General features: G+C 68.7%; 12 protein-coding genes. 2 read left to right on the forward strand and 10 right to left on the reverse strand.

The features are described 5' to 3' along the window. Window positions 1–590 precede the first annotated feature (590 nt). Window positions 591–1,729, forward strand: a protein-coding gene (locus K311_RS15950; RefSeq protein ID WP_154659487.1) for an IS3 family transposase whose coding sequence is annotated in 2 segments (ribosomal slippage) — window positions 591–849 and window positions 849–1,729 — 1,140 coding nt in all. Because the reading frame shifts where the segments join, the coding sequence is not laid out codon by codon here. Window positions 1,730–1,738: 9 nt separating this feature from the next. On the opposite strand, the gene K311_RS15955 is transcribed toward K311_RS15950, so the two are convergent. From K311_RS15955 to K311_RS0107520, 4 genes are all read right to left on the reverse strand, one after another. Continuing rightward, on the reverse strand, window positions 1,739–5,287 hold the full coding sequence (locus tag K311_RS15955) for an RHS repeat-associated core domain-containing protein (protein WP_051239726.1): 3,549 nt from the start codon (window positions 5,285–5,287) through the stop codon (window positions 1,739–1,741). Window positions 5,288–5,293: 6 nt separating this feature from the next. Continuing rightward, entirely contained in the window at window positions 5,294–6,898 is a 1,605-nt protein-coding gene (locus K311_RS15960) for an RHS repeat domain-containing protein (RefSeq protein ID WP_154659488.1), read from the reverse strand. Between the two features lie 209 nt (window positions 6,899–7,107). Then, window positions 7,108–7,830, reverse strand: coding sequence for a helix-turn-helix domain-containing protein (locus tag K311_RS0107515; RefSeq protein WP_026816793.1), 723 nt, complete (start codon window positions 7,828–7,830; stop codon window positions 7,108–7,110). A 7-nt stretch (window positions 7,831–7,837) separates the two neighbouring features. Then, a complete protein-coding gene (locus K311_RS0107520; RefSeq protein WP_026816794.1) occupies window positions 7,838–9,904 on the reverse strand; it encodes an alpha/beta hydrolase family protein in 2,067 nt (688 codons plus the stop codon). 128 nt (window positions 9,905–10,032) lie between these two features. On the opposite strand from K311_RS0107520, the gene K311_RS0107525 reads away from it, so the two are divergent. Continuing rightward, window positions 10,033–10,875, forward strand: coding sequence for a hypothetical protein (locus K311_RS0107525; protein ID WP_154659489.1), 843 nt, complete (start codon window positions 10,033–10,035; stop codon window positions 10,873–10,875). A gap of 40 nt (window positions 10,876–10,915) precedes the next feature. Here the strand turns inward: K311_RS0107525 and K311_RS15965 are convergent, their stop codons facing one another. From K311_RS15965 to ssb, 6 genes are read right to left on the reverse strand one after another with little or no spacing between them, the layout of a single operon-like run. After that, window positions 10,916–12,949, reverse strand: a complete 2,034-nt coding sequence (locus tag K311_RS15965; protein ID WP_043797122.1) for an alpha/beta hydrolase family protein — start codon at window positions 12,947–12,949, stop codon at window positions 10,916–10,918. Between the two features lie 55 nt (window positions 12,950–13,004). Further along, window positions 13,005–13,910, reverse strand: a complete 906-nt coding sequence (gene rfbD / locus K311_RS0107535; protein ID WP_026816796.1) for a dTDP-4-dehydrorhamnose reductase — start codon at window positions 13,908–13,910, stop codon at window positions 13,005–13,007. Continuing rightward, complete coding sequence (gene rfbC / locus K311_RS0107540) at window positions 13,910–14,464, reverse strand: dTDP-4-dehydrorhamnose 3,5-epimerase (RefSeq protein WP_026816797.1); 555 nt, start codon at window positions 14,462–14,464, stop codon at window positions 13,910–13,912. The genes rfbD and rfbC overlap by 1 nt, the downstream gene beginning before the upstream one ends. Continuing rightward, window positions 14,461–15,345 carry a glucose-1-phosphate thymidylyltransferase RfbA gene (gene rfbA, locus K311_RS0107545; RefSeq protein WP_026816798.1) on the reverse strand — a complete coding sequence of 295 codons (885 nt, stop codon included), beginning with the start codon at window positions 15,343–15,345 and terminating at the stop codon, window positions 14,461–14,463. Before rfbA ends, rfbC begins: the two co-directional genes overlap by 4 nt. Beyond that, window positions 15,345–16,400, reverse strand: coding sequence for a dTDP-glucose 4,6-dehydratase (rfbB, locus tag K311_RS0107550; protein ID WP_026816799.1), 1,056 nt, complete (start codon window positions 16,398–16,400; stop codon window positions 15,345–15,347). The genes rfbA and rfbB overlap by 1 nt, the downstream gene beginning before the upstream one ends. Before the next feature lie 44 nt (window positions 16,401–16,444). Next, on the reverse strand, window positions 16,445–17,011 hold the full coding sequence (gene ssb / locus K311_RS0107555) for a single-stranded DNA-binding protein (protein ID WP_026816800.1): 567 nt from the start codon (window positions 17,009–17,011) through the stop codon (window positions 16,445–16,447). Window positions 17,012–17,028 lie beyond the last annotated feature (17 nt).

The following is a 17,028-nucleotide window of genomic DNA, read 5'->3' on the forward strand; positions in this document are numbered from 1 at the left end:
ACGCCTGCGTCGGAACCAGGCAGCAAGACGAGTCTTTCCTCCAAGTTCGTCGTGGTCGCAGTCCTCAGCTTGATCGTCTGTGAGCGTCATCGTGTAGAGGGCTGCGCTGACTCACACGGGATGAAGTCAGCTTGTCTAGCTTGAAGGTGTCCGTTTGGCCCGAAGTAGTAGCCCATTGCAAGCGTATTCGGGCCAAACGCGATGTAGTCACCGATTATTCGCATGCAGACGCCTCCGTCGGCTGGAACATCGACATCAAACCCCACAAATGAGACATCGATCGCGGCCGCCGGCTCTGCGCTCTCCGCAAGGCGACAGTCGTCGTAAAGAGCAAAGGTCTCCATCGGCGTCAAGGCAACACAGCCTTCGACCACAACGAAATTTATGGTGTCCTTGAGCTGACGCAGTGCTTCCAATCTCTGGACAGCGACTGTCTCAATCCCCGCGCACGACCCCAACACTAGCGCAACCAAAAGAATTGACGTGCTTCTTATGTCATTCCTCTTCATGATCATCTGCCACCTGACCTGCCCCCCGATTTCCGCGCCACTCTGATCTAAGTAGAGTCCGTCATCAACACGAGGACGGAAATGAAGAAGCGCTACACCGACGAGCAGATCATCGGCTTCCTGAAGCAGGCCGCCGCCGGCACCCCGATCAAGGAGCTGTGCCGCAAGCACGGCTTCAGCGATGCGTCGTTCTACCTGTGGCGGCGGCGGTTCGGCGGTATGGAAGTGCCGGATGCCAAGCGACTCAGGACGCTCGAGGCGGAAAACGCCAGGCTCAAGAAGCTGCTGGCCGAAGCCATGCTGGATAACGAGGCGCTGAAGGTGGTGGCCCGGGGAAAATTCTGAGCCCGCAGGCGCGGCGCGATGCAGTCGCGGCGGTGCGGGCAAAGATGGGTATTTCTGAGCGGCGGATCTGCGATCTGCTGGGGTTGTCGCGCAGCGTCCTGCACTACGAGCCCAGGAAAACCGACGACGGAGTCCAGGTGCGGCTGATCGAACTTGCCGGCGAGCGTCGGCGCTTTGGCTATCGGCGGCTGCACGTGCTGCTGGAGCGGGAAGGCATGCTCGTCAACCACAAGCGCGTGCACCGTCTCTACCGTGCCGCCGGGCTGGCTGTGCGACGGCGTCGTAAGCGGGAGCGCGTGGCGGTCGAGCGGCGGCCGCTGATCGTCCCCTCGGGACCCAACCACACGTGGTCAATGGATTTCGTGTTCGACGCGCTGGCGGACGGCAAGCCGATCAAGTGCCTCACGGTGGTGGACGACTGCACCAAGGAAGCCGTCGAGATCGCCGTGGGTCGACGCATCAACGGCCAAGGCGTCGCCGACATCCTGGACGCCGTGTGTCGGTTCCGCGGCTATCCAGCGGCCATCCGTACCGATCAGGGCCCGGAGTTCACCGGACGGGCGCTGGATCAGTGGGCTTCCGCAAATGGGGTCAAGCTGCTCCTGATCGAGGCCGGCAAGCCGACGCAGAACGCTTACGTCGAGAGCTTCAACGGCAAGTTCCGCGACGAATGCCTCAACGAAACCTGGTTGACTTCCATCGACCACGCGAAGGCAGCCATCTCGGCATGGCGCCGGGACTACAACGAGGCGCGACCACACAGCGCCATCGGAAACCGGACTCCTGCTGAGTTCTCTGCCGCGCTGCGACAGGACGGCAGCATTGCCAACCGACCTGCGGGCGGTAAGCTCGCAACCCAGGACTCTACGAAATAGGAACTGGCCCTAAGACAGGGGGCAGGTCACACCATCAAGAAAACCTTCGACCGAAGCAGCGACTTCAGACGGCGTCATACCAGGCCTCCAGTTGGCCTGTACGTATGCGCCAAACCGTGCGTCGCCGCCGCCGAGATACTCGACGACCGGCGCAGAGTATGTACCGGTAATAACGTACCGTTCTCCGCTTGGCATTACGACTCCACTTGCACGCCCGATTGAAAGTGGAGCGTGATCGCCTGGACCAATGAACGAACGGGAGTACTTCTTCGCGTCCGACATATTCTCATAGCCAGCTGGAATGGCGTGAACGTGCCCAAGCAAAGTGGAGTTGACAAAAATTGTTCCAGGCACAAACGTGCAGCGGTCATCTCCAGTACAGTTGTCCTGGTTTCTGCCACGGATAGCGCCGGAATCGTCCATTTGGAACTTGTACTCTCGGCCATTGTCCGTCCTGCCGAATATTCGCGCATTTCCCGTCGCTAGAACTTGTCTCTGTGCCGCCGTTGCGTTGGCCACTGGCTCCTGAGTCGCCGATGGCGTGCTACCAGATTCAACGCCGTCATCCGTAGTTCCGCTGCTGGCGACGAGTGGCCTTCGCCCGTTCCGCTCAGCTGCCCGACGCTTCCATTCTTCGCTGCTAGCTGTAGTCGAGGTCGACTGCCGTCCGTCTGGATCAGTGAATCGGTATGGATTGTTGTTTCCATAGTTGTAGCGGTTGAAGTTCAGCCCGCCGATCGTGTCTGCCGCCACCGGATCCACACTCAGGAACCGCCCCACCTCCGGGTCGTAGTAGCGCTGCTGCATGTAGACCAGCCCGCTCTGCGGATCCATCACGTGGCCGGTGAAGCCCACGCCGTCGATCGGCGCGCCGAGCGCCTGGCCGAACGGCTCGTAGACCACGTAGTCCCCGACCCGCGCGCCGTTCTCGTCGGTCGTGGTGACCGGGCTGCCCAGTGCGTCGGTGTGCTTGTAGTGGACGCGGGTTCCGCCGCCGCCGTGCAGGTAGTCGACCGTCGCGACGAGACTGCCGCCGAGATGGATGTGATCGGTGTTGCGGCCGTCCGTCTCGTTGCCTTCGAACAGCAGCTGGCCGCCCGCGGCATACAGGTAGAAGCGAGCCAGTCCGGTGGTCGGCATCCATGTCGACACGCGGCGGCCGTGGCCGTCATAACGCATGCCTTCCTGGCCGGCGATGCCGCGATCGCGGTTGCCGTAGTCGAAATTGAACGTCGTGCCGTCCTTCGTGCGCAGGTTGCCTTGCGCGTCCCACGTGAACGTGTGGCGGACCTGGCTGCCGCTGCCGAGGATGCGCGTCAGCCGGTTGGTCGTGCCGTCGTATTCGTAGGTCGCGAAGTCCTTGCCCGGATCGCCGCTGCCGGCGCCGCGCGTCCACGACCGCAGGTTGTCGACGACGTCATAGCTGAACGCGTGGATGCCGTTGCCGCCGAAGGCGACCGACTGCGCCTCGACCAGGCGGTCGAGCGCGTCGTACTCCATCGCCCGGTTGCGATTCACATCGACATAGTCGGTGATCGATACGGGATTGCCGTGCGCGTCGAACACGTATTCCAGGTCGAGGATGCCGCCGCTGTCGGTGCTGCGCTCGGGCAGCATCCGCTCGTTCTGCAGCATCGTGTGTTTGATGCCGTTGCCGTAGTGGAACTCGCGGATCGCGCCGTTCGGGAAATACTTCACGCCGGTGGCGAAGTCGCCGGCGCGGGTCGGCTGGCCGAGCGCGTTCGGCGCATAGTCGACCTGCAGGCCACTCGGGTAGTCCAGCGTCGCGAGGTGGCCGTTGGCGCTGTAGCCGTAGTCGACGGTCCAGCTGTAGGCGCCGGGCTGCGCCGAGGTCTCACTGGCCATCAGCCGGCGGCGGTTGTAGGTGTAAGCATTGGTGACGATCTCACCAAGCCCGTTGTTGCTGGTCGTGATCGTCGCCGGCAGGCCGTCGGCCGTGTAGGTCCACGTCTGGTTCCCGGTATTGTCGGGAAACACCAGGGTCAGAAGCCGGTTCTGCACGTCGTAGCTGCGCTCGACGCGGCGGCCGCTGGTGTATGCGGTCGTGCGCAGGGTGTCGCAGGCCGCAGGCTGCAGGGCGGGGTCGGGCTGGGGATGGGGTGACGACATCGTCAGGCCCGCGGCCGACCAGTCGACATTGCCGGCGTCGTCATAGTTCAGCACAGTGCCGCCGGTCTCGGGCTCCGACAGCAGGCACAGGCGGCTTGCAGAGTCGTAGAGGTAGTGACGCGAGACGGCCGGATGCCCCGGCACGCTGCCGGTCCGGGTGAGCGTCAGCGCGCGGCCGAGCACGTCGCGCAGGATGAGGGTGCGCTGGTTCTCCGGCGCGTCGATCAAGGTGGGAGCCGCGGCACCCGGATCATCGAAGGCCTGGTAGGCGGTCACCGTCTGGAAGCCGCGCGGATTGGTCGTGCGGGTACGGAAGCCCGTCAGGAACTCGGTGAGGGTTTCGAGCTGGCCACTGCCCTCCCAGTCCTGGCGCGTCAACACCAGCCGGCCGAGGGCATCGAATTCGCTGTAAGTCCCGGTCGAGAACGATGCCAGCGAGCTGACGCTCGCACGGGGGTAGGCGGTGAAGACGGTATCACCGGCCGCATCGTACTCCCAGGCACTGAAGCGCTGGGTACCGGCCGGGTCGGTGCTGTCGTACTCGCGGGTCATCAGCGGCCGCCACAACGCATCGAACCAGGTGACCTTCACGCCGGAGCCGGTCTGGACGGTCCGCTTCCACGTTCCGGCCGGGAATCCGTACTCGACGGCGGTGGTTCTCGTGAAGCCCAGCACGGTGGCGTTCCAGGCGACATCATCGCCGCTCGGGTAGGTGATTGCCGACAGTAGCCCGCGTGCGTCGTACGCGTAGTTCGTGGCGAAACCCAGCTGGTCGGTCACCCGCGTGATCTGGCCGCGATCGTTCACCACGGCGGCCTGGGTTGTCGTGTCGGCATGGGTCACGAGCCTGGGAACGCCGCGCTTCCAGCTCGAAAGGGTGGTGATGTTGTCCAAGCCGTCGCGCACGGTGGCGAGCACGCCCTTCGCGGACCAGGCCAGCTTCTGCTGCGGGATCGCGGTACCACCGTTGGGGTACGGCCAGAAGATCGTGATCGGGAGCCGGCTGGTGCCGTGATAGTCGGTGCGTGCGGTGATGTAGTCCAGCTCCACGTTGCGTTCGTGCGTGACCAGGCCGATGACCCAGCGGGACACGTCATTGAGGTAGGTCGTCTCGTCGGTTCGGCTGTCGCGTTCGATCCCGCCTTCCCGCGAATAGCGTTTGACCTGCGTCGGCATCGCCCACGCATTGCGCGCCAGCTCCTTCCAGACGAATTCGACTCCCTGCTGCCAGGTCACCGATTCGGTCATCGGGACGACGCACTCGCTGTAGTCGATGCCGAACTCCAGGCTTTCACCCCACTGGATCGGGCAACTGCCGTCGGGGTTCGTCTCATAAACGTGGCGGACCTCGCGCAGGACGTTCTGCGGTCGCCCACCGACGAGCACCGTCGACGGGGCGGTGCCGTAGCCGGTCTCGACCTTCAGCAACTGGCCCTAGTTGGACCGGCACTCGGTGCCGTGGGTGTAGCGGACCCAGCGGTTACCCGGCGCGACCACCAGGGTCGTCGCGTTCAGGCCACAACCCGAGATCGACGTGCAGGCCGGTTTTTCCGCGCACTGTTCGAGCGTCTTGTTCGACGGACAGACGTAAGGGTTCGCGAACGGCCCGCCATTCGGATTGTTGTAGCGTCGCGGCGACTGGTAGTCGTAGCTCCATTGCGCCGTCGGAACGCCGTTGCCGGTGATCGTCTTGGCGACGAGGCTGAAGCTGTCGTAGCTCGCCGGCACGTAGGCGACGTCGTCGGTCGGGTCGTTCGGCTGGCCGCCGCCGGTCACGTTGGCACAGAACAGCGGCACATTGGTCCGTCCGTGCCGGCGGATACCGAGCGTGAAGGTGCCGGTGGCGCCCGACGGGTGGGTGATCGTGCCGACAGGTGACGCCGCCGCCCCGGCGTTCTGCGGCATAAGCTCTGTCGCGCAGCTGCGCTCCCACGGCCCCGGAGTCAACGGATAGTCCAGTTCGGCATCGGTGAACTGCGCCAGGTCGATGGTCCAGGCGTCTCCGCCCGGCACGTTCACCTTCTCCAGCGTGCGGCGTCCGTCCGGCGTCGTGCCGTACTCGTAGGTCCAGACCCGGCCGGTATTGTCGGAAACCTGCGAGACATTGCCGTTGCTGTCGTACGACAGGCTCAGCAGGCGGCCGTCACCACCGGCGCCGGTCGTCGCTTCGCCGCTGCGGATTTCGACGAGCCGCGTGCGGCCGTCCGCGGCATTCGAGTACTTGTAGCTCACCACGTTGCCGAAGCGATCGACGACCCGCGTCGCCAGCAGCATGTGCCGCTTCACCGGAATCTCGTACTCGCGCGGAATGACGTTGCCGATCGGATCGCTGAAGAAGATGATCCGGGTGCCCTGCCGAAGCGGCGCTTCCTCGTGCGTCGCCATCCAGTCGAAGTAGTAGGTCGTGCCGTCGGGTGTCACGGCGACGAAGCCTTCGCCGCTGATCCCTGCGCCCGGATTGGCTATCCCGCTCGTGAGGCAGTCGACCCGGATGTGATCGTTGGTCAGGTAGGGGTAGTCGACGATCGACGTGCCTTCAGGCTGGTTGCCGTTGGCTTCCAGCAGCGTGCCGCCACCGACGCCGGGAATGTCGAGCCGCAAACCGTTCCAGTAATCCCAGGCCATGATCCCCCGGCTGGCGTCCGGCGCTGGCCGGCCGCCGACCGAGCAGCGCGCCTGGCCGCCGGCGGAATCGACCCAGCCCTCGAGGTAGTTGCCGCTGATCGACGGAACCTCGATGTCCCAGTCGCCGAACGCGCCGTCGGCGATGCGCCAGCGCATGTCCTTGACGCGATAGCTGCGCGCGACCGCGACGCCGGGCCCGGCGTTGCCGGGCAGGCTGACGTCGGTCGCGAAGAAGCTCAGGCCACCATCGTTGAGTGAAACGCTGTCGCCGAGCAGGTCATCGCCGAGATGTCCGACTTCCTGGCTCGAGGCGAGACGGGATGCGTAGTTCTCCCAGGGGGCGCGACCGTCCTGAGCCAGCGCGGTCGAGGTGGCAAGCACGATCAACGCGCCGGTGATGCAGAGTTTTCGCACGATTTCCCCTGGAGGCCGCGGCAGATGGAGTCACACTCGCATCAATCGATGATCTCGACCGGGATGGCGGTCACGATTATCGGCAGTAAGAGTCGCGCGGCTCTGCTTTCCGGATCGGAAGCGCGCGCCGCCGGCTTCCGGCGAGGATTTGCGACTTCGACGCGCGTCGAAGCAAGAGCGGATCGCGGCTGAAGCCGCTCCTGCAATGGCTACGGATGCGCGAGGGCGTCGAGTCTCGCGGCGTCGAGGATCCGCAGCTGCCGCCCGCGCACGGCGATCACGCCGTCGTCCTGCATCTTCGACAGCGTGCGACTGACGGTTTCGATGACGATGCCGAGGTAGCTGGCGATGTCCTCGCGGGTCATCGGCAGCTGCAGGTTCTCGCCGCCGCGGCCGAGCTGGCGGTAGCGCTCGGCGAGGCCGTGCAGGAACAGCGCGATGCGCTCGGGCGCCTGCCGGCGGCCGAGCATCTCCACGTGCGTCTGGTCGCGGCCGATGCCCTGGCCGATGACGCGCAGCAGCTGGCGCTGCAGGCCCGGCACTTCGCGCGCGACCGACTCGAGCTGTTCGAGCGGCACCACGCACACCTCGGCGCGGGTCAGCGCCTCGGCGTCGACCGCGTGGATGCCGTCGCCGAGGCCGTCGAGACCGATCAGCTCGCCCGGCAGGTGGAAGCCGATCACCTGCGAGGCGCCGCCGCCGGTCGCGATCGTCTTGAACGCGCCCTCGCGCGCGACGTACAGCGAGGTCAGCGCCTGTCCGGCGCGATAAAGCCGCTCGCCCGGCTGCAGCGGCCGGCGCGAGCGCACGATGTCGTCCAGCCGCTGCAGGTCCTCGCCCTCGATCGCCGCGGGCAGGCAGAGCACGTGCAGCGAGCAGCGCGCGCAGCCGCGCCGCAGGTGCTCGAGGTCGAGGGGTAGCGGAGCGTTCAAGTCGACGTCACTCCGCCGTCCAGCGCTCGAGCCATTCGTTGACGGTGTCGTGCCACTGCACGCTGTTGTGCGGCTTCAGGATCCAGTGGTTCTCGTCGGGGAAACGCAGCAGCCGGCTCTCGATGCCGCGGCGCTGCGCCGCCGAGAACGCCGCCAGGCCCTGCTCGACCAGCACGCGGTAGTCCTTCTCGCCGTGGATCACCAGCATCGGCGCCTGCCACTTCGCGACGTGGTTGAGCGGGTTGAAGCGCTCGTAGTTCTCCGGCACGTCCCAGACGGTGCCGCCGTTCTCCCACTCGCTGAACCACAGCTCCTCGGTGTTGACGCCCATGAGGCGCGTGTCGAACACGCCGGCGTGGTTCACCAGGCACCTGAACGCGTCGGGCCAGACGCCGGCGATCCACGACACCATGTAGCCGCCGTAGCTGCCGCCGAGCGCGCAGGCGCGGTCGCCGTCGAGGAACGCGTACTTCGCCTGCGCGGCGGCCCAGCCCTTCTGCAGGTCCTCGAGCGGGCGGTCGCCCCAGTGCCGGCTGATCGAATCGGTGAAGTCCTGGCCGTAGCCGACCGAGCCGTGGAAATCGATCATCACCACCGCGAAGCCGCGGCCGGCGTAGGTCTGCGGATTCCAGCGGTAGTGGAAGTTGTCGCCGAAGCTGCCCTGCGGCCCGCCATGGATCAGGAAGGCGACCGGGTACTGCTTCCCTTCCTCGTAGTTCGCCGGCTTCACGACCCAGCCGTACACGGTCTCGCCGTTCCAGCCCGCGAAAGAGAACTGCTCGGCCTCGCCCATCGCCAGCGTCGCCAGCACGTCCTGGTTGTTGACCGTGACCTGGCGCGGCGACGAGCCGTCGGCGCGGGCGACGAAGGCCTGCGCCGGCGACGTCAGCGAGTCGCGCGTGTACGCGAGCGTGTCGCCGGCGAGGTCGAAGCCGCCGATGTTGCCGCCCGCGACGACCATGCGCACGTCGCCATCGGCGATGTCGACCGCGAACAGGTCGTGCGTGCCGACGTCGTAGGCGGTGGTGTAGATCGTCGCGCCGTCGGCCGACAGCGTGATGCCGTCGGCGCTGCGGTCCCACTGCGGCGCGATCTCGCGCACGGCGTCGGTGACCAGGTCCAGCTCCATCAGCGCGAGCCGGTCGGCCTCGAAGCCGGGGCGCTTCATCGCCCGGTAGTAGAGCTTCGTGCCGTCCGCCGAGAACACCGGTCCGGTGTCCATCGCCGGGTTGCCCGCGGTGAGGTTGAACGGCGTCGCGCCGCCATTGGCGGCGACGTGGAAGAGGTCGAAGTTCGTCGACCAGGCTTCGCTCTGCCCGGCGACGCGCGCGCTGTAGACCAAGGTGCCGCTGTCGGGCGACCAGGTGTATTCGGAGGCGTCGCCGAACGGCTTGGAGGGCACGTCACCGTCGAGGCCGCGGCTGATGTGCACGGGTTCGCTGAGCTTTCCGTCCACGTCCAGTTCGGAGACGAACAGCTGGCTGCGGCGACCGTCGGCCCAGGTGTCCCAGTGGCGCACGAACAGGCGGTCGTGGATCACGCCGGTGGTCTTGCCGGCGGCGGTGTCGGCGAGGCGCTGCGAGGTGCAGTCCAAGTCGGCGCAGTCGGTGAAGACCTCCATCGAGAACGCGACCTTGTAGCCGCTCGGCGCCAGCCGGAACGAGCCGACGTCCAGCGGCAGGTCGGTCATCTGCTCGGGCGTGTCGCTGCCGATCGCCTGCCGCCAGATCTGCTGCGAGCCGCTCTTCGCCGACAGGAACCAGACGTACCGGCCGTCGGGCGAGAAGGCCGGCGAGTTCACGTTCATCCCTTCCGGCGTGAAGCGCACCGGCGGTGCCGCGTCGCGCGCGTACAGGTCCTCGATCCACAGGCCGGTGCTGGCCTTGTTGGCGTCGAAATCGACCTGGCGCACGGTGACCACGAGGCGGCGCCCGTCCGGCGACAGGGTCGGCGAGCCGACGCGTTCGAGCGTCACCAGGTCGCGGACGTCGAACGGACGGCGCGCGTCTTCGGCATGCGCCAGCGGGGTCAGGGCCGCGAGCAGCAGCGCCGGGAACAGGGCTTTCACGATCATCTCGGTCTCCGGAAGGAACGGCCCATGGTAGGCCGCCCGACACGGTGGGCAAAGGCCGGCGGAGCCGCGCTAAGCTGGGGCGCATGAACACATCGTTCCCCCGCACGGCTTCCCGCACGCGCCGGCTCGTGGCCTGCGCCATCCTGTCCGCCCTGCTGCCGGGCTTCGCCGGCGCCGCGCCCTGGGCGGCCTGCGCCGGGGAAGTCCTGCGCGCACCGCCACTCCCCGAGCGCACGGAGGGGGCACGCTTCGGCGGGCTGCCCGAGGTTCCGTCCAACCCGGTTGGGTGCCTGTTCGGCCTCTCGATGCAGGTCGACGCCGACACCGTCCTGTGGCGCTGCATGATCGACTCCGAACTGCAGGAGGCTGCGGTGTGGGAAAGCGAAGACGGATCGGCCGAGCCGCCGTACGCGCGCGACGACGGCCGCGTCGACGAACAGGACCCGCGCAACTGGTCCTACGCGCTGCTGCTGCTGCGGAACGGCCAGCCGGTGCAGGCCTGGCGCGACTCGCTGATGGGCGGCCGCTACGACGCGTTCGCGCTGCACCGCGTCGACCTTGACGGCGACGGCGTCCGCGAGAACCTGGTGACGCTCTGGAACGCGCAGGGCAACGGGCTCGGCGTGAACCACTGGACGCTGCGCGTCTTCTCGGACGACTGGCGGCTGCTGGATTCGCGCGCCGGCGTCGCCGACTGGGGACCGGGCGCGCTGCGTGCCGCGCCGGCGCCGCGCGGCGGCTGCGACATCGGGGTGACCTCCTGGGTGGAGGACCGCAGCACTGGTCGCGACGGCATCGCGCTCGAGGCCCGGTTCCTGCGCCTGCAGGACGGCCGGCTCGTCGAAGCCGCGGACCGTCCACCGGAGCGCCGCCGCTACACGTTCGGATTCCAGAACCAGCGCACGGCCTGGTTCGACGCCGACCCCGACCGCCTCGAAGGCGACATCGCCGGCTGGCTCGGCGGCGACTGACGCGCCGCGACGGTCGCCGCCGCCGCGGGGCGCCTGCGGGTCACGGAGCCGCGGGCTCCGCCGCCGCCGCCGCATCGCCGACGTCGACCCGCCCGCCGATGTGGCGGCCGAAGAAGTCGAGCATCTGCGAGTACAGCGAGAGGCGCGCGTCGACCCCGTAGAAGCCGTGCATCTCGCCGGACTGGATGATCACGCCTTCCGGGGTGTTGCCGACGGCGATCAGCGCGTCGCGCATCGCCTCGGTGTTCTCGGGCGGGCACCGCGGGTCGCGGGCGCCGGCGGCGAGGAAGACCGGCAGGTCCGCCAGCTTGTCGGCGTGGTTCACCGGCGACATCGCGTTCTGCTCGGCCACCGTCGCGCCGAGCGCGCGGCGCAGGTAGCGCAGGCCGGATTCGCGCCGGCTGGTGTCGCTGCGCTGCATCTGGATCGCCGCGCTGTAGGCGCCGACGTAGCCGAAGGCACAGGCGTACAGGCCGGGTTCGCGCGCCGGCGCCATCATCGCCGCGTAGCCGCCGAAGCTGCCGCCGTAGATGCAGATGCGCTCGCGGTCGGCGACGCCCTGGTCGATCGCCCAGTGCGTGGCGTCGAGCACGTCGTTCATGATCCCGGTGGCCCAGTTGCCGTAGGCCATGTCCTGGAACGCCTTGCCGAAGCCGCCCGAGCCGCGGAAGTTCACCTGCAGCACCGCGTAGCCGCGGCTGGCGAACAGCTGGGTTTCCCAGTTGTACTCCCAGTCGTCGCGTACGCCCATCGGGCCGCCGTGCGGGTTGACGATCAGCGGCAGGTTCCGGCCGTCGCTGCCGGCCGGGATCGTCAGGTAGCCGTGGATCGTCAGGCCGTCGCGCGAGGTGAAGCGGAACGCGCGCACCGTCGCCGACTGCGCCGGCTCGACCCAGGCGCGGCGCTTGAGCAGGAAGCGTGCCTGGCCGGTCTCGCGGTCGTACAGGTAGAGCTCGCCCGGATTGCGGTCGCTACGCACCGACACGATGATCTGGCGGCCGTCGCGGGTGGCGCTCTCGAAATCGACCAGCTGGCCCGGAAAGGCCTGCGACAGCGAGGCGAAGATCTCGGCGTCCGCATGCTCCTCGTCGACCAGGTGCACCTTCGGCACGCCGGCGGCGGTGACCACCGCGATGATGCGGCCGTCGAGCGGCGAGAACACGTAGTTCGAGATCTCCGCCACCGGATCGGCGAACAGCTGCCGGAAGCTGCCGTCGGCGGCGATCGTGCCGAACTCTTCCGGCGCCTTGCCGTCGCCCTGCATCGCGTAGATCGTGCCGTCGTCGGCGGTGGTGATCACCCGCAGGCTGCGGCCACTGGCGGCGCTGCTGTTGAGCTTTACCCAGCGGCCGTCGTCGCCGCGGCGCCAGACCTCGCTGTGGATGTCGAAGTTGCCGGCGGCGTCGGTGTCCTGGCTGCAGACCGCCCAGCGCGCTTCCTTCTTCTCGTCGAGCACCAGGCCGCAGTTCTCGGCCGGCGCCCGGGTCAGGTTGCGGCGCTCGCCGCTGACCGTGTCGACGCGCACCATCACGACGCCGGCGCCCTCGCTGGAGCGCGGGTAGTAGGCGGCCATCAGCACGTCGCGCGAATTCTCGTCGACCAGGCTGTCGAGCATCTGGTAGCGCTCGTTGCCGATCTGCTTGCGGCGTTCGCTGGCGGAACGCTGGCCGTAGTGGATGAACGGCTGCGGCTGGCTGCCGTCGGCGTTGACGCCGAACCACTCGCCGGTGCTCGCCGGCAGCGCGTAGCTGCCGACTTTGGTGACCGCGGTGAAGACCAGGCGCTCGTCGCTGATCCAGCGGAAGCCGGCGACGCTCTTGTCGCCCGGCAGGGCGTTGACGTGCACGAGCCCGAGGTCGGACATCCGCAACACGGTCAGCACGTCCTTCTCGCCCTGGTCGACCGAGATCGCGAGGTAGCGCCCGTCCGGCGAGATGCGCGCGTCGCTGTAGGCCGGATGCCGCGCGAAGTACTCGACCGGCGGCGGCGCGGGCCGCGCTTCGGCCGCGAAGGCCGGCGAAAGAACGGCGGCGAACAGCCCCGCCAGCAGGACCGCACACAGCGGCTGGTTCATCGATGTCTCCCCCTGGAAATCGGCCGTCGTCGTGCCGCGACGGCGCCAGCGGATTCTAGCCGTGCCGTGCGCGCAGCGCGGCGATGGTCTCGCGCACGCCCTGCCGCCAGTCGGGCAGGCGCAGGCCGAAGTCGGCGGCGAGGCGGCTGCCGTCCAGACGCGAGTTCGCCGGCCGCCGCGCCGGCGTCGGCCAGTCGGCGCTGGCGATCGCGGTGACCCGCGGCGCCCGCGCCAGCAGACCGGCGGCGAGCGCGTCGGCGACGATCGCCTCGGCGAAGCCGTGCCAGGTGGTGGCGCCAGCGGCGGCCAGATGCCAGGTGCCGCGCAGCTCGCGATCGCTGCGGATCACCCGGGCCACGGCGTCGGCGATCCACGCCGCCGGCGTCGGCGCACCGGTCTGGTCGGCGACCACCCGCAGCTCGTCGCGTTCGCGCGCCAGCCGCAGCATCGTTTCGAGGAAGTTCTTCCCCTCCGGCGCGTACACCCAGCTCAGGCGGAAGATCCCGTGCGGGCCGCCGGCGGCGCGCACCGCCTGTTCGCCGGCGAGCTTGCTGGCGCCGTAGACGTTGCCGGGCGCGGCGACGTCGTCCTCGCGCCAGGGCCGCACCGCGTCGCCGGCGAAGACGTAGTCGGTCGAGAAATGCAGCAGCGGCAGGTCCTTCGCCGCGCAGGCGCCGGCGAGTTCGGCGACGGCGCCGGCATTCACCCGGAACGCGGCCTCGGGCGCGGTCTCGGCGGCATCGACCGCGGTCCAGGCGGCGGCATTGATCACCAGCGCCGGCGCCGTGGCGGCGACCAGTTCCGGCAGCGCGCCGGGCTGCATGAAATCGGCCGGCAGCGCCTGGCCGCCGTCAGGCAGGCGACCGTCGATGGTCGAGCTCAGCACCTGCGCGAAGGGCGCGAGGCTGCGACGCAGTGCGCTGCCGACCTGGCCGTCGGCGCCGAGCAGCAGGATCCGCATCAGGCGACGGCCGGCAGGCGTACGGCCGGGATGTCGGCGAGGAAAGGCAGGGTGGAATCCTTGGCCGACAGCAGCGGCGCCGACACGGGCCAGTCGATCGCCAGCGTGGCGTCGTCCCAGCGCACGCCGGCGTCGGCGGTCGGCAGGTAGGTCGCCGTGCACAGGTAGCCGAACAGCACGTCCTCGCTCAGCGCGACGAAGCCGTGCGCGTGGCCTTCCGGGATCCAGAACTGGCGGCGGTTGCGCCCCGACAGCACCACGGCCGTCCAGCGGCCGAAGTCAGGCGAGTCGCGGCGCAGGTCGACGGCGACGTCGAAAGCCTCCCCCTCCAGCACCGTCACCAGCTTCCCCTGCGGCTGCGGCCACTGGTAGTGCAGGCCGCGCAGCACGCCGCGGCGCGAGCGCGACACGTTGCCCTGCACGAAGGCCGGCTGCAGGCCGTGCTCGCGCAGGCGGTCGTGGTTGAAGGCTTCGAAGAACTCGCCGCGGTCGTCGCTGAACACCCGGGGCTCGAACAGCAGGCAGTCCGCCAGGCCGGTCGCGATCACCTTCATCGGCGCACGCCCCGGCCGAGCAGGGACAGCAGGTATTCGCCGTAACCGCTGTTGCGCAGCGGCGCCGCCAGCGCCGCGAGCGCGGCGTCGTCGATCCAGCCGTTGCCCCAGGCGATCTCCTCCGGGCAGCACACGCGCAGGCCCTGGCGCGCCTCGATCGTGGCGATGAAGTTCGACGCCTGCAGCAGCGATTCGTGGGTGCCGGTGTCGAGCCAGGCGTAGCCGCGGCCGAGCACCTCGAGCTGCAGCGCCGCCTCGTCGAGGTAGCAGCGGATCAGGTCGGTGATCTCGAGTTCGCCGCGCGCCGACGGCCGCAGCGAGGCCGCGAAGTCCGGCGCGCGCCCGTCGAAGAAGTACAGGCCGGTGATCGCGTAGTCGGAACGCGGCTGCGCCGGTTTCTCCTCGATGCCGACCACCTTGCCGTCGGCGTCGAATTCGGCGACGCCATAGCGCTGCGGATCGCGCACCCGGTAACCGAACACGGTGGCGCCCTGGCCGCGGGCGTCGGCGCGACGCAGCAGCTCGGTCAGTCCGGTGCCGTGGAAGATGTTGTCGCCGAGCACGAGGCAGCTGGGCTGGCCGGCGAGGAATTCGCGGCCGATCAGGAAGGCCTGCGGCAGCCCTTCCGGGTTCGGCTGCGCGGCGTATTCGATGCGCATGCCCCACTGGCTGCCGTCACCGAGCAGGCGGCGGAACAGCGCCTGTTCGTGCGGCGTGTTGATCACCAGCACGTCGCGGATGCCGGCGAGCATCAGCGCGCTGAGCGGGTAATAGATCATCGGCTTGTCGAACACCGGCAGCAGCTGCTTGCTGATGCCCTGGGTGATCGGGTACAGCCGGGTGCCGGATCCGCCGGCGAGGATGATGCCCCTGCGCGTCATCACGCCTCCACGCCGATGCGTTCGAGCCGGTAGCTGCCGTCCAGCACGCGCGCGACCCAGGCGGGGTTCGCGAGGTACCAGTCGACGGTCGCGGCGATGCCCTGTTCGAAATCCACCGTCGGCGCCCAGCCGAGTTCGCGCCGCAGCTTGCCGGCGTCGATCGCGTAGCGGCGGTCGTGCCCCGGGCGGTCGGTGACGAAGGCGATCTGGTCGGCGTAGGAACGGCCGTCGGGGCGCGGGCGGCGGGCGTCGAGGGCGGCGCAGATCGCGCGCACGACCTCGATGTTCTCGCGTTCGGCATCACCGCCGACGGTGTAGGTGTGGCCGACGCGGCCGCCGGCCAGCACCGCCTTCAGCGCCGCGACGTGGTCGCGCACGTACAGCCAGTCGCGGACGTTGCGGCCGTCGCCGTAGACCGGCAGCGGCGCGCCGGCCAGCGCCTTCTGGATCACCAGCGGGATGAGCTTCTCGGGGAACTGGAACGGCCCGTAGTTGTTCGAGCAGTTCGTCGTCAGCACCGGCAGGCCGTAGGTGTGGTGGAAGGCGCGCACCAGATGGTCGGCGGCGGCCTTCGAGGCCGAGTACGGCGAGTTCGGCGCGTAGGCCGTGCTCTCGCAGAAGCGCCCCGAGGGACCGAGCGAGCCGTAGACCTCGTCGGTCGACACCTGCAGGAAGCGGAAGCGCGCGCGGGCGGCGTCGTCGAGCGTGCGCCAGTGGTCGCGGGCCGCTTCGAGCAGGACCAGGGTGCCGACGACATTGGTGTCGACGAAGGCCGCCGGCCCGTCGATCGAGCGGTCGACGTGGCTTTCGGCAGCCAGGTGCACGATCGCGTCCGGACGGTGTTCGGCGAGCAGCCGGGCGACCAGGGCGCGGTCGCGGATGTCGCCGTGCACGAAGACGTGCCGTGGCTCGTCCGCCACCGCCGCCAGGGTGTCGGGATTGCCGGCGTAGGTCAGCGCGTCGAGCGTGACCACGCGATGGCCCGACGCGATCGCGTCGAGCACGAAATTGCCGCCGATGAAGCCGGCACCGCCGGTCACGAGCCAGGTCTGCATGTCGTGCGTGCTCGGAGGAAGCCGGCGCAGCCGCGGGCCGCGGCTCAGAACGGGATGTCGTCGTCCGGGAACGGCTCGTCGCGGCCCGGCGAACCGCCACCACCGCCACCACCGCCACCGCCGTAGCCGCCACCGCCGCTGCCACCGCCACGGTCGCCATAGCCGCCGCCGGAACCACCGCCGCGCGGGCCACCGCCACCGCCGCGCGGGGCGCGTTCACCGCCACCCCCGCCGCTGCGCTGGCCGCCGCCGTAACCGCCGCCGCCGTCGCCGCCACCCCCGCCGCCGAGCATCTGCATCTCGTCGGCGACGATGTCGGTGAAATAGCGTTCCTGGCCGTCCTGGCCGGTGAACTTGTCGTAGCGGATCGAGCCCTCGATGTAGACCTGGCGGCCCTTCTTCAGGTACTCGCCGGCGATCTCGCCGAGCTTGCCGAACAGCTTCACGCGATGCCATTCGGTGCGTTCCTGCTGGTTCCCGTCGCGATCCTTGCGCACCGACGTGGTCGCCACGCTCAGGGTGCAGACCGCCATGCCGCCCTGGGTGTACTTGACCTCGGGGTCGTTGCCGAGATTGCCGACGAGGATCACCTTGTTGACGCCGCGGGCCATGCTGGTTCCTTGGATTC

The sequence above is a fragment of the Arenimonas composti TR7-09 = DSM 18010 genome (assembly GCF_000426365.1).
In the GTDB taxonomy this organism is placed as follows: Bacteria; Pseudomonadota; Gammaproteobacteria; order Xanthomonadales; family Xanthomonadaceae; genus Arenimonas; species Arenimonas composti.

Coding starts and splice junctions, on each gene's coding strand:
- rfbC (WP_026816797.1), bottom strand. CDS start 14,464: ATGAAGGTGATCGCGACCGGCCTGGCGGACTGCCTGCTGTTCGAGCCC.
- K311_RS0107520 (WP_026816794.1), bottom strand. CDS start 9,904: ATGATCGTGAAAGCCCTGTTCCCGGCGCTGCTGCTCGCGGCCCTGACC.
- rfbD (WP_026816796.1), bottom strand. CDS start 13,910: ATGCGGATCCTGCTGCTCGGCGCCGACGGCCAGGTCGGCAGCGCACTG.
- rfbB (WP_026816799.1), bottom strand. CDS start 16,400: ATGCAGACCTGGCTCGTGACCGGCGGTGCCGGCTTCATCGGCGGCAAT.
- K311_RS15965 (WP_043797122.1), bottom strand. CDS start 12,949: ATGAACCAGCCGCTGTGTGCGGTCCTGCTGGCGGGGCTGTTCGCCGCC.
- ssb (WP_026816800.1), bottom strand. CDS start 17,011: ATGGCCCGCGGCGTCAACAAGGTGATCCTCGTCGGCAATCTCGGCAAC.
- rfbA (WP_026816798.1), bottom strand. CDS start 15,345: ATGACGCGCAGGGGCATCATCCTCGCCGGCGGATCCGGCACCCGGCTG.